General features: G+C 63.1%; 12 protein-coding genes. 8 read left to right on the forward strand and 4 right to left on the reverse strand.

Annotated features, from left to right (window positions below; genetic code table 11):
• Positions 1-150: 150 nt before the first annotated feature.
• Positions 151-2,913, reverse strand: coding sequence for a glycogen debranching protein GlgX (glgX, locus tag JS536_RS01860; protein ID WP_214355561.1), 2,763 nt, complete (start codon positions 2,911-2,913; stop codon positions 151-153).
• An 81-nt stretch (positions 2,914-2,994) separates the two neighbouring features.
• Positions 2,995-4,137, reverse strand: coding sequence for an ROK family transcriptional regulator (locus JS536_RS01865; protein WP_214355562.1), 1,143 nt, complete (start codon positions 4,135-4,137; stop codon positions 2,995-2,997).
• 472 nt (positions 4,138-4,609) lie between these two features.
• Between JS536_RS01865 and adhE the strand changes: the two genes are divergently transcribed.
• A complete protein-coding gene (gene adhE / locus JS536_RS01870; RefSeq protein WP_214305095.1) occupies positions 4,610-7,342 on the forward strand; it encodes a bifunctional acetaldehyde-CoA/alcohol dehydrogenase in 2,733 nt (910 codons plus the stop codon).
• A 219-nt stretch (positions 7,343-7,561) separates the two neighbouring features.
• On the opposite strand, the gene JS536_RS01875 is transcribed toward adhE, so the two are convergent.
• Positions 7,562-8,410: a YwiC-like family protein gene (locus JS536_RS01875; protein WP_214355563.1), complete on the reverse strand. Its 849-nt coding sequence runs from the start codon at positions 8,408-8,410 to the stop codon at positions 7,562-7,564.
• Between the two features lie 182 nt (positions 8,411-8,592).
• Entirely contained in the window at positions 8,593-9,357 is a 765-nt protein-coding gene (gene budA / locus JS536_RS01880; RefSeq protein WP_214355564.1) for an acetolactate decarboxylase, read from the reverse strand.
• Between the two features lie 342 nt (positions 9,358-9,699).
• Between budA and rpsJ the strand changes: the two genes are divergently transcribed.
• Genes rpsJ through rplV form a run of 7 tightly spaced genes read left to right on the forward strand, consistent with a single transcriptional unit; the run spans position 9,700 to position 13,172 of the window.
• On the forward strand, positions 9,700-10,008 hold the full coding sequence (gene rpsJ / locus JS536_RS01885) for a 30S ribosomal protein S10 (RefSeq protein WP_003808013.1): 309 nt from the start codon (positions 9,700-9,702) through the stop codon (positions 10,006-10,008).
• A 16-nt stretch (positions 10,009-10,024) separates the two neighbouring features.
• Positions 10,025-10,666, forward strand: coding sequence for a 50S ribosomal protein L3 (gene rplC / locus JS536_RS01890; RefSeq protein WP_109057484.1), 642 nt, complete (start codon positions 10,025-10,027; stop codon positions 10,664-10,666).
• 6 nt (positions 10,667-10,672) lie between these two features.
• Positions 10,673-11,332: a 50S ribosomal protein L4 gene (rplD, locus tag JS536_RS01895; RefSeq protein WP_109057483.1), complete on the forward strand. Its 660-nt coding sequence runs from the start codon at positions 10,673-10,675 to the stop codon at positions 11,330-11,332.
• 5 nt (positions 11,333-11,337) lie between these two features.
• Positions 11,338-11,634, forward strand: a complete 297-nt coding sequence (gene rplW / locus JS536_RS01900) for a 50S ribosomal protein L23 (protein ID WP_109057482.1) — start codon at positions 11,338-11,340, stop codon at positions 11,632-11,634.
• 36 nt (positions 11,635-11,670) lie between these two features.
• Positions 11,671-12,501, forward strand: coding sequence for a 50S ribosomal protein L2 (gene rplB / locus JS536_RS01905; RefSeq protein ID WP_109057481.1), 831 nt, complete (start codon positions 11,671-11,673; stop codon positions 12,499-12,501).
• A 15-nt stretch (positions 12,502-12,516) separates the two neighbouring features.
• Positions 12,517-12,795, forward strand: a complete 279-nt coding sequence (rpsS, locus tag JS536_RS01910; RefSeq protein WP_003814508.1) for a 30S ribosomal protein S19 — start codon at positions 12,517-12,519, stop codon at positions 12,793-12,795.
• 17 nt (positions 12,796-12,812) lie between these two features.
• On the forward strand, positions 12,813-13,172 hold the full coding sequence (gene rplV / locus JS536_RS01915) for a 50S ribosomal protein L22 (protein ID WP_109057480.1): 360 nt from the start codon (positions 12,813-12,815) through the stop codon (positions 13,170-13,172).
• Position 13,173 lies beyond the last annotated feature (1 nt).

A 13,173-nucleotide genomic window follows, 5' to 3' on the forward strand; every position in this document is an offset into this window, starting at 1 on the left:
ACGTCCCGCGGTGTGGCGGCGACATGGCCCCCGTATTGCCGCGTTGAGGCAGCGCTACCGCGGCTCTCTGACGATAAAGTCCCTGTTCTGCCGCTCTGACGACGTGCCAGCGAGGCAAAACAGGGACTTAGCAACCCAGGGGAGCCTCGTTTATTCGTGCTGTATCTGCTTCATCAGGGTGATGCTGAGTGCGGGCATCGTCCAGACGTTGTCGTCGAGCGGTGCTGGCTTGTCAGTACGGGCGGCACGATCGCCGTTACCATCGGCGTCGTCATCGACGGACGACAACGGCTCGACGCTGTCGCTTACAGCCGCTGCCGCCGCACTGCCGACCATTTCCAAAGCCGCGGTCATCCGCAACAGTCGCGTATCCTCAGTGTTTTGGACCGAATCGGTATCGGCGTCGGTACCCGTGGCCACGCCGGAAGCCGAAGCGGCATTCGCTGCCGTGCGTGAAGCCCGCACGGTCCTGAATTCGGCGGTACGTACGTTATCGGCGTCGTTGGCGTCCGTGGCCGTCGTGGCGCCCGCCACAGGGCCCATGGAGGCCACGGACGCCCCGCTGGTCCCGTCACCGGCCGCAGCGGCCTCACGGGCCTGTTCCGCCAGCCTGCGCACGGTCTCGTTGGCGTTCTGCACATGCTGCATCCACACGCTGATGTCCTCGGCCGCGTCGTCGGATTCCACATGCCCGCCATGCCCCGGCCAACGCCCGTTGACCTCCGCGGAGCACCATTTTGGCATCCACTTGCTGTCCGCGGGCAGATGGAACTGTCGGTCCTCGGCCACGCCATTGACCACGATGCACACGTCCACCTCGCTGTTGGAGAGCAGACGCATCGTGAAGCTGCGCGTGGACAGGTCGAACCAGTCGCGCTCGATCGGCGCCTGACCGTTCGGCAGGAACCACTTCACGCGGTCCGAGGGCTTGAGCAGTCCCAGCTGGGTCAGACGGGTGAAGAAGTCCTCGTGATGGTACAGATCCAGCGATTTGCGCAGCGCGACCAGCCGGGAGACCGTCTCCAGACGGCGCATCTCGCGCGTCTTGTGCGGCGAATACAGCCAGTCCCAGTTCATCCAGGTGATGTCGTTGTCCTGGCAGTAGGCGTTGTTGTTGCCGTCCTGCGTGTTGCGGAACTCGTCGCCGGCCAGCATCATCGGCGTGCCGAGCGAAAGCAGCAGCATGCCGGTCAGGTTCATGGCGGCCTGCTCACGGGCGGCGATGATCTCCGGTTCCTTGGTCACGCCCTCCACGCCGAAATTGGCGGAATGGTTCACGGACGAACCGTCGTTGTTGTGCTCGCCGTTGGCCTCGTTGTGCTTGCTGTTGTACCGGGTCAGATCGGTGAGTGTGAAGCCGTCGTGGCAGGTGACGAAGTTGATGGACGCCGTGGCGCCGCGCCCTGGATCGGTGGCGTACAGGTCGGCCGAACCGCACAGGCGGGTGGCCATCTCCTGCATCTGCGTGCGGCCGAAATCGGAGCTGCCGTCCACATCCTGCAGCCAGAACGTACGGGCCGTGTCGCGGAAACGGTCGTTCCACTCGGCGAACGGGATGCCGAACTGTCCGGTGCGCCAGCCCAGATTGCCCAGATCCCAAGGCTCCATGATGAGCTTCAGGTTGCCCAGCAGCAGGTCGGAGCGTAGGGCGTAGAGGAACGGGTGATGCTGAGTGAACTCGCCGTTGAGACGGGCCAGCGTCACGCCAAGGTCGAAGCGGAAGCCGTCGATGCCGATGCGCTTGGCCCAGTACCGCAGCGAATCGACCGCGAACGTGACCACGTGCGTGTTGGTGAAGTCGAACGTGTTGCCGCAGCCGGTGGTGTCCTCCAGACGGCCCGCATTGGACTTCTGATGCCGGTAGTAGGCCAGGTCGTCCAGACCGCGCCAGCACATCGTGGGACCTTCCACGCCGCCTTCGCAGGTGTGGTTGTACACCACGTCCATGATCACCTCGAAGCCGGCCTCATGCAGGGCGCGGACCATGTCGATGACCTCCTGGCGCACGGCCGTGGCGCCCTTCTCCTGCGCGGCCTTGGTGGCGTACGTGGGTTCGGGGGAGAAGTAGCTCAGGGTGGAGTAGCCCCAGTAGTTCTTGCGGCCGTGCTCCTGCAGGAACAGCTCGTCCTGCTTGGCCTGGATGGGCAGCAGCTCGATGGAGGTGACGCCCAGATTCTGTAGGTAGGCCAGCGTGATGGGGTGCGCGAGGCCGGCGTACGTGCCGCGCAGCTCCTCGGGCAGCCAGGGCGCGTTGGCGGTGAATCCCTTGACGTGCATCTCGTAGATCACGGTCTTGCGCCACGGCACATGCGGATGATCCGGGTCGCCCTCATGCTTGTGGATGTCGCGGTCGTCGATGGCCACGGACACCGGCACATGGCCAAGCGAATCGACCGTGCTCATCTCACCGTACGCCGAACCGATCACCTTGCGGTCCTTGACCTCGCAGGCGTAGGAGAAGGCGGCCGGATCGAGCTCCATGGCACCTTCCACGCCCTTGCCGTACGGGTCGAGCAGGAACTTGTATGGGTTGAACCGCACGCCGTGCTTGGGATCCCAGGCACCGTCCACGCGGTAGCCGTAGCGCATGCCGTCCCACGCCTTGGGCAGGTGTACGTACCACAGGCCATAGTTGGGGCCATCCATGCGGAACAGCGTCTCGCGCAGGTAGAGATGCTCGATGATGCGCGTGCAGACCGGGAATTCGTGGATCTGCTGGATGAACGAGGTTCCCGGATCGGAGAACAGACGGATGGAGTCCTGGAAGAAGGCGCTGGGCTGGTCGATGGATTCCAGCACGCACAGCCATACCTGACCGGCGGTCTCCGAGCGGACCACGACGTCCGCACCACCGTCATCGGTGAAATACAAACCTGGGCGAGTAGCGTAACGATGCAACGGTGGATTTCTCATACACCCATTGTAGACGTGGCCCCTGAGCCCGCGGTGGGGCGCATTCGGCCGGGCCTGTCGCGGCCTGTCGCGGCCCGCCGGTCACATCCCGTGCGTCAGTCCGCGGATTTCGTCCAGGTAGCGCTGCGAGAAACGCAGCGCGGCGCCGATGATGTCCTGGTCTTCGGCGCAGTAGCTCCTGCGCAGCGTGAAATGGTCCGTGCCGAACGGACTGCGGCTGACGATGCGGTTCCTGAGGTCCTCGATTTCGTCGTCCTCCAGCATCGGGGCCGCCTCGCCGCCGATGATGACGTCACCGGCGATGACCGAACGCGCGTTCACGATGGCCTGAGCCACGTAATCAAGCCATTCGTCCATGCGTTCGCGATGATGCCGCTCGCCTTGCTCGAGCACGCTGAAGAAGCCGGGGATGCTTTCGTAGTCCTCGGGCAGCGTTTCCAGCGAGCAGTAGGCGTCCATGCAGCCGTGCTGTCCGCAGTAGCATTCCCTGCCGCCCGTCACCAGCACCATGTGCTCGATGGCCCCGTTGCACTGGTTCGGTCCCTGATGCAGCTTGCCGTCGATGATCACGGCGCCGCCCGGCCGTCGGTCGAGGTATACGCACACCGCATCGCGCAGGGTGGCGTCGAACCACAGTTCGGCCATGGCCGAGGCGTCGGAGTCGTGGATCATCAGCGCGGGCAGATGCACCGATTGGGTGAGCGTGTCGAGGGTGAGACCGGTGTTGCCCTGGACCGGGCCGAACGTCACCTGCGAGCCGTCCGGCGCGATGATGCCGCGGATCGAGAAGGCGACGCCCAGGACGGGCCCGTGCTTGCGCTCCACGTCGGCCGCGAAGTTGTTGATGATGCCGCCGATGCGCTGGTAGTAGACGTTGGTGTTGCGGTAGGGGATGGGCGTGTTCAGCCGGGCCACCGCGCCGCCGTACAGGTTCACCGCGCACAGGCGCAGTTCGTGGGGGTCCATGCTCACGCCGATGGCCGTGCGATGGTCGGGGTTGAACTCATAGCCTTGGGCCTTGCGTCCGCCGGTGGAATCCCGCAGGTCTCCTTTGCCGGCGATGTGGTCGGCCTGCAGCTCGCGCAGGTTCTGCGAGATGGTGGGCAGGCTCAGTCCGAGTTCGCGTTCGAGCTCCTGCTTGGTCACGTGCCGGTGTGCATAGAGGTAGCGGATGATGGCGCTGCGATTGTGCGCCTTGACCTGATTGGGCTGCAGCGGCTTCATGACGACCTCCATTGGTCCGGGACGCGAGGATTGCGAACGCTCAGGCGTTGGAATTACAGTGATTGCTGGCACTTATCTAAACACGTTTTCCAAAAAAAGGCAAGATGGGGAAACTTTTAGAAAACAACTTTTATAAAGTTGTGTGGGAGATGGTGGGGCATTGCTGTGCGGAACGTAAAAAATCGCACAAAAAGTATCAAAAATACCGAGATTGACGCTCTTTTTAAGCTATTTCGCACAGAATCTTACAAAAACAGTTCATAATCAAACATGAAACGCCGTCGTTTTTGTGCGCATGCAGCGCCGTGGGGCCTTCTGTATATTGTGACTCAGGTCACACAGCGTTGTGACGACAGCACGGTTGCGATCGCCCCGGGCCGGTACCTCATGCCGGGATCCGGATGGCGCATGGCAGCCCGCTGCACAAGGGAACTTTGCCATATACCCCAAGAAAGATCGAGGAGGACCCCAAGTGGCAGAAGCAAAGAACAAGGTCGAAGACGTCAAGCCGACCCCCGAAGAGAAGCAGGCCGCAGCCCAGGCCGAGGTCGACGCCCTGGTCGCCAAGGGCCTCAAGGCTCTGGATGAGTTCGAGAACCTCGACCAGAAGCAGGTCGACCGCATCGTCGCCAAGGCGTCCATCGCCGCGCTGAACAAGCACCTGGTCCTGGCCAAGATGGCCGTCGACGAGACCGGACGTGGCCTCGTGGAAGACAAGGCCACCAAGAACATCTTCGCCTGCGAGCACGTGACCAACTACCTCGCAGGCCAGAAGACCGTCGGCATCATCCGCGAGGACGACGTCATGGGCATCGACGAAGTGGCCGAGCCGGTCGGCGTGGTCGCCGGCGTCACCCCGGTCACCAACCCGACCTCCACCGCCATCTTCAAGTCGCTCATCGCCCTGAAGACCCGCTGCCCGATCATCTTCGGCTTCCACCCGGGCGCCCAGAAGTGCTCCGTCGAGGCCGCCCGCATCGTGCGTGACGCCGCCATCGAGGCCGGCGCCCCGGCCAACTGCATCCAGTGGATCGAGCACCCGTCCATCGAGGCCACCGGCGCCCTGATGAAGCACCCGGGCATCGCCACCATCCTCGCCACCGGTGGTCCGGGCATGGTCAAGGCCGCCTACTCCTCCGGCAAGCCCGCCCTCGGCGTGGGTGCCGGCAACGCCCCGGCCTACATCGACTCCGACGTGGACATCGTGCGCGCCGCCAACGACCTGGTGCTCTCCAAGCACTTCGATTACGGCATGATCTGCGCCACCGAGCAGGCCATCATCGCCCACAAGGACGTCTACGCCCCGCTCATCAAGGAGCTCAAGGCCCGCAAGGCGTACTTCGTCAACGCCGAGGAGAAGGCCAAGCTCGAGCAGTACATGTTCGGCTGCACCGCCGGAAGCGGCCAGATGCCGAAGCTGAACTCCGTGGTGCCGGGCAAGTCCCCGCAGTTCATCGCCAAGGCCGCCGGCTTCGAGATCCCGGCCGACGCCACCATCATCGCCGCCGAGTGCAAGGAAGTCTCCGACGACGAGCCGCTGACCCACGAGAAGCTCGCCCCGGTGCAGGCCGTGCTCAAGGCCGACTCCAAGGAGCAGGCCTTCGAGATGTGCGAGAAGATGCTCAAGCTCGGCGCCGGCCACACCGCCGCCATCCACACCAACAACCAGGAGCTCGTGCGTGAGTACGGCGTCCGCATGCACGCCTGCCGCATCATCTGGAACCAGCCTTCCTCCCTCGGCGGCATCGGCGACATCTACAACGCCATCGCCCCGTCCCTGACCCTGGGCTGCGGCTCCTATGGCGGCAACTCGGTGTCCGGCAACGTGCAGGCCGTGAACCTCGTCAACATCAAGCGCATCGCTCGGAGGAACAACAACATGCAGTGGTTCAAGATCCCGGCCAAGACCTACTTCGAGCCGAACGCCGTCAAGTACCTGCGCGACATGTACGGCATCGAGAAGGCCGTCATCGTGTGCGACAAGGTCATGGAGCAGCTCGGCATCGTCGACAAGATCATCGACCAGCTGCGCGCCCGCGCCAACCGCGTGACCTTCCGCATCATCGACTACGTCGAGCCGGAGCCCTCCGTCGAGACCGTCGAGAAGGGCGCCGAGATGATGCGCGAGGAGTTCGAGCCGGACACCATCATCGCCGTCGGCGGTGGTTCCCCGATGGACGCCGCGAAGATCATGTGGCTGCTTTACGAGCACCCGGAAATCGCCTTCTCCGACGTGCGCGAGAAGTTCTTCGATATCCGCAAGCGCGCCTTCAAGATCCCGCCGCTGGGCAAGAAGGCCAAGCTCGTGTGCATCCCGACCTCCTCCGGCACCGGTTCCGAGGTTACGCCGTTCGCCGTGATCACCGATCACAAGACCGGCTACAAGTACCCGATCACCGACTACGCGCTGACCCCGTCCGTGGCCATCGTGGATCCGGTGCTGGCCCGCACCCAGCCGCGCAAGCTGGCCTCCGACGCCGGCTTCGACGCCCTGACTCACTCCTTCGAGGCCTACGTGTCCGTGTACGCCAACGACTTCACGGACGGCATGGCCCTGCACGCCGCCAAGCTCATCTGGGACAACCTGGCTGAGTCCGTCAACGGCGAGCCCGGCCTGGCCAAGACCGACGCCCAGGAGAAGATGCACAACGCCGCCACCATGGCCGGCATGGCCTTCGGCTCCGCGTTCCTCGGTATGTGCCACGGCATGGCCCACACCATCGGTGCCCTGTGCCACATCGCCCACGGCCGCACCAACTCCATCCTGCTGCCGTACGTGATCCGCTACAACGGCCAGATCCCGGAGGAGCCCACCTCCTGGCCGAAGTACAACAAGTACATCGCCCCGGAGCGCTACCAGGACATCGCCCGCAACCTCGGCATCGACACCGGCAAGACCCCGGCCGAGGCCGTCGAGAACCTGGCGAAGGCCGTGGAGGACTACCGCGACAACAAGCTCGGCATGAACAAGAGCTTCCAGGATTGCGGCGTGGACGAGGACTACTTCTGGAGCGTGCTCGACCAGATCGGCATGCGCGCCTACGAGGACCAGTGCACCCCGGCCAACCCGCGCATCCCGCTGATCAACGACATGAAGGACATCGCCGTGGCCGCCTACTACGGCGTCTCCCAGGCGGAAGGCCACAAGCTGCGCGTCGAGCGTGAAGGCGAGGCCGCCACCGAGGAAGCCTCCGAGCGCGTCTGATCGCCTGATTCCGGCCGCTAGCCGGATGCGTATATCGCATATATAAAGGAAGCCCGTCCACTCCCGGACGGGCTTCCTTTTAGCTCTGTTAAACCAAGATTGACATGTTCCCATTCTCGGCTCCCCTTGTCAGGGGAGCTGTCGACGAAGCCGACTGAGGGGTAGTCCGACGGAATTGTGCGAATCTTGGTTTAACAGGGCCTTCCTTTTTTGAGGGCTTCAGAATGTCATCAGTACGGCCGCGAAAACGGCCAGGCTCGACGCCATCTCGACCAATCCCACCGCAATCGGTTTGATGTTGCGTTGCCGGGCAATCAGTGGCATGGCAATCGCCCTGGCCAGCAGCCACAGGCAGACAATCGCTGGCATCACGAACAATCGTCTGAATCCCAGCAGCCCCCACAGGCCGAATGCCGCGACCAGCAGCGTGCCATGCCAAATCCACGAGGCCCAGAGATATCCTCTATTGCCGCGTTCCCGAATCATCGTCTTCACGAACAGCACCGACCCGAACTGGGTGAGCAGAAAGACGATGGCGGCAGGCAGACCGCCGTTGGCAAGCGCCGGATACTTCGCGTCTGCCGCATAGGTGCCGAATGAGCCGACAACCATTGCCATGGTGCAGGCGGCGAGGATCGCGACCGAATTGCCCCAGAGCGTCCGTTCTCGGCGCAGCCATGCGGCGACGAACGACAGCGCGGCCAGCGTGGCGTATAACGGCGCCCACCACAGGACCGCCGGGTGGAAGATCACGAATGGAAGCCCGGCCGCGGCAAGCAATACCGTATATACGGCAACCGGCGGCGCGTACCGGCGGGCGAATCGTGACTTGAGCCAACGCGCTACGGTGAATTGCACGCAATAACACAACACCCATGCGGCGAACAGCCAGACGGTGATCGCGTTCGTGCCACCTGCGATCATGCCGGCCAGCGCCGGCAGGAGCGCCATCGCCCATGCGCCGGGCTGATCCGGAATCCAGTCACGGATGGTGGTTTTTCGGCGTGACGACGGGTGTGCTGCGGATGATGATGGCCGCCGCTGCAAGGTGGAGGGCTGTTCGCTCATGGTTCCCAAGGTATCAGGCCCGAACCGTGCACGACAGGGGAACCTAGGCAAATCCGTGCGGCAGTGCGAAGCCGTGGCTTGTCACATGTGCAAGAGGGGAGGCGGAGGAGGCAGACCATGGCACTAGTAATGGATTGTGTTGCCTATACCTATATATACGTATAAGGCACGTACATGCATCTTTAATGAGCGGTGTCCCCCTCGGCACTGGTGATGGCCTCGGCGATGTTGTCCCGGCTGAAGTCGTGGTTGCGATATTCCGGGTCGTCCACCGGCAGATGCGTGACCAGCGTGTCGAACACCTGGCTGTAGATCTTGCCGTGGCCGAGCACCGCGTCGAGCACATGGCCGCCGAAGGTGTGATCGTCTGAGAGAAAATGCTCGTGGAACCCGGCCACGGCCGCACCGTGGAACATCACGGGGGAGAAATAGCCCAGCATGGTACCGGTCACGTCGTGGCGCAGGAAGATGGCCTGCCGGTCGGCAACCTCAAGCAACGTGGGGTAAGGCGCCTGCTGTTTGATGACGGCACGGGTCTTCATGAAGCTGAACGTGCCGTGCACGATCACGGAGAAGAAGCTGTTGGCGCGGCCGTTGGCCTCCACGATGCGCTTGTTAAGCTCCTCGAGGCCGATATCCGTGCGCTCGCATTGATATTGGTAGGCCGCGCGATGCGAATTGGCGAACGGCATGGTGAAGTCGTTCGGCACCCGTTCGGCCACGCCGGACTGTCCGATCTTGTAGGCGATGCCGTCCAAGATGATGAGCTCGCCGTCCAGTCCCTCGCCGGTGCCGATGCCGGTGTCGCCGTGTCTGAGCAGCTCGCCGATGGTGGTGGTACCCTCCAGCAGGCCCGGCACCAGCAATGCCAGCGTGCCGTGCTGGTACAGCACGTTCGCGCCGTGCTCGGTGATGGGACGGATGTTCTTGGCCAACGATTGCGTCACGCCAGTCACGTTAATAGCCCGGCCCGCACAATCCCCGTCCTCCCGCTCCGGACGTGACTTTCGCCACGAACCGATCGGCGGCGACACGCCCGAGTTCCTCAGGCCGCCGTTTAGTCCCGCCCGAATGCTTAGATAAACAAGTTGCCTGATTTGGGCTCGCAAATTGGAATTAAAAAAGCGAGCGCAGGCCGGAGCGCTTCGAAGGGAGCGGATGCCGGAGACTGCGCACTGATGTGGATGACCGCCAGAGGACTCATGTCCAATGGAGGGCATTACGCGCCGGTGCCCTAGAAGCAGGTTGGTAAACAGTACAACGAACATCGCTAGAAAGGGCGGACGGCAATGGCGGGACAGAAAATCCGCATCAGGCTTAAGTCCTATGACCACGAGGTCATCGACCAATCGGCGAAGAAGATCGTCGAAACGGTGACGAACGCGGGCGCAACTGTTGTTGGCCCCGTTCCGCTGCCGACCGAGAAGAACGTCTTTGTTGTTATTCGTTCTCCTCACAAGTACAAGGATTCTCGCGAGCACTTCGAGATGCGCACTCACAAGCGTCTCATCGACATCGTGGACCCGACCCCCAAGGCCGTGGACTCTCTGATGCACATCGATCTGCCTGCGGACGTCAACATCGAGATCAAGCTGTAAGGGAGGAGGAAGCATTATGTCTAATCGCAAGGCTCTGCTGGGCAAGAAGCTCGGCATGTCCCAGGTGTGGGATGAGAACGGCTTCTTCGTGCCCGTCACGCTCGTCGACGTGTCCACCAACGTGGTGACCGCCGTCAAGACCGAGGAGACCGACGGCTACAAGGCCGTGCAGCTCGGCTACGGCGCCATCGACCCGACCAAGGTGACCAAGCCGCTGGCTGGCCACTTCGCCAAGGCCGGTGTCACCCCGCGTCGCCACCTCGTCGAGGTGCGCACCGACAACGTCGAGGAGTTCGAGGCTGGCCAGGAACTGGCCGCCGACCTCTTCGAGGAAGGTGCCGAGGTCGATGTGACCGGCACCACCAAGGGTAAGGGCTTCGCCGGCACCATCAAGCGCTGGGGCTTCAAGTCCTACCGTCGTTCCCACGGCTCTCACAAGAACGAGCGCCGTCCTGGCTCCGTGGGCGCATGCGCCACTCCGAGCCGTATTCTCAAGGGCAAGCGCATGGCTGGCCGCATGGGTCATGTGACCTCCACCGTGCAGAACCTGACCGTCGTCTCCGCTGATGTCGAGAACGGCATCATCGCCATCAAGGGTGCCGTCCCCGGCCCCAAGGGCGGCATCGTTCTCGTCCGCTCGGCTGTGAAGGGAGCCTGATAAACCATGGCAAACGTTACTCTGAACGTCACCGACGCCAAGGGCCAGGCCACCGGTACCATCGAAGCCCCCGCTGAGCTCTTCGGTATCTCCAACGAGGATATCCAGGCTCACGTGCCGCTGGTCCACCAGGTCGTCATCGCCCAGCTCGCGGCTGCCCGTCAGGGCACCCACGCCGTCAAGAACCAGTCCAAGGTCTCCGGCGGCGGCAAGAAGCCGTGGAAGCAGAAGGGCACCGGTCGCGCTCGTCAGGGCTCGACCCGCGCTCCGCAGTGGGTCCACGGTGGCGTCATCCACGGCCCGGTGCCGCGTAGCTACGCCCAGCGCACCCCCAAGAAGATGAAGGCCGCGGCCCTGCGCTACGTCCTGTCCGATCGCGCCAACGCCGGTCGCATCGCCGTTGTGGACTTCGGTATCACCGATACCCCGTCCACCAAGGCCGCTCTCGCCGCGCTGAACCCGATCACCGCCGACAAGTTCGCCACGATTGTCTTCACTCGCGACAACATCAACGAGTGGCTCTCCGTGCGCAACCTGCCGAACGTTCACCCGATTTTCGTCGATCAGCTCAACACGTACGACGTGGTCACCGCGCAGTACGTGGTCTTCACCAAGGAAGCCTTCGAGGCTTTCGTGGCTGCCAAGACCGAGCCGAAGGAGGCCTGATTTAGATGGTCGCTATCCACAAGCCCGCTCACGACGTGATCCTGAAGCCCGTCGTCTCCGAGAAGAGCTACGCCGCTTCCGACCGTGGCCAGTACACCTTCGTGGTTGCTAAGGACGCCAACAAGGTCCAGATCAAGCAGGCAATCGAAGAGATCTTCAAGGTCAAGGTGACGAACGTCAACACCCTCAACCGCGCTGGCAAGAAGCAGCGCACCCGCACCGGTTTCGGCTACCGTGCTTCCCAGAAGCGCGCGATCGTGACCGTCGCCGAGGGCCAGACGATCGACATCTTCGGCAACTGAAGGCTAGCCGAGAAAAGTTAAAGGAAGAACTACATTATGGCTATCCGCGTTTACAAGCCGACGACCGCAGGCCGCCGCAACGCTTCTGTCTCGGATTTCTCCGAGCTGACGCGCTCCACGCCTGAGAAGTCGCTGGTTCGCAAGAACTCCAAGACCGGCGGTCGTAACTCCTACGGCCGTATCACCTCCCGTCACCGCGGTGGCGGCCACAAGCGCCAGTACCGTCTCATCGACTTCAAGCGTTGGGACAAGGACGGCGTGCCCGCCAAGGTTGCCGAGATCGAGTACGATCCGAACCGTTCCGCCCGCATCGCCCTCCTGCACTTCGCTGATGGCGAGAAGCGCTACATCATCGCGCCGAAGGGCATCAAGCAGGGTGACGTCATCGAGACCGGTGCCCAGGCCGATATCAAGCCGGGCAACAACCTGCCGCTGGCCAACATCCCGACCGGTACCGTGGTCCACGCGATCGAGCTCCGCCCGCTCGGCGGCGCCAAGATCGCCCGCTCCGCCGGTGCCGCCGTCCAGCTCGTCGCCAAGGATGGCGCCTACGCCCAGCTGCGTATGCCGTCCGGCGAAATCCGCAACGTCGATGCGCGCTGCCGCGCCACCATCGGCGAGGTCGGCAACGAGGACCACGCCAACATCCAGCTCGGCAAGGCTGGCCGCGCCCGCTGGATCGGCCACCGTCCGATCACCCGTGGTGAGTCCATGAACCCGGTCGACCACCCGCACGGCGGTCGTACCCGCGGTGGTAAGCCGCCGGTCTCTCCGTGGGGCAAGGGCGAGGTTCGTACTCGTCGTCCGAAGAAGGCTTCGAACAAGATGATTGTTCGTCGCCGTCCGTCCGGCAAGAACCGCAAGTAAGGGAGTATCGAGAAGATGACTCGTAGCATCAAGAAGGGCCCCTTCGTCGACGCCCACTTGCAGAAGAAAGTCGACGAGCAGAACGAGAAGGGCACCAAGAACGTCATCAAGACGTGGTCCCGTCGTTCGATGATCACCCCTGACTTCATCGGACACACCTTCGCCGTTCACGATGGTCGCAAGCATGTCCCGGTGTTCGTCACCGAGGCCATGGTTGGTCACAAGCTGGGTGAGTTCGCCCCCACGAAGACCTTCAAGGGTCACGTGAAGGACGACAAGAAGGCCCGCCGCTAAAGGATAAGGAAAAGAACATGGAAGCTAAAGCAATCGCTCGTCACGTCCGCGTGACGCCGCGCAAGGCTCGCCGCATGGTCGACCTCATCCGCGGCAAGAAGGCGACCGAAGCCGTCACCATTTTGAAGTTCGCCCCTCAGGCCGCGGCCCTGCCGGTCCGCAAGACCCTGGAGAGCGCCATCGCCAACGCCCGCGTGAAGGCCGACAAGGCCGGCGAGCCGTTCCGCGAGAACGACCTGTACATCAAGGAGACCTTCGTTGACGAAGGCGTGACCCTCAAGCGCTTCCGCGCTCGTGCCCAGGGCCGTGCCGCTCGCATCAACAAGCGCACCTCCCACATCACGGTCGTCGTGGCTAACAAGGAAGGAGCCCGCTAAA

The organism is Bifidobacterium sp. SO4 (assembly GCF_018555355.1).
In the GTDB taxonomy this organism is placed as follows: Bacteria; Actinomycetota; Actinomycetes; order Actinomycetales; family Bifidobacteriaceae; genus Bifidobacterium; species Bifidobacterium miconisargentati.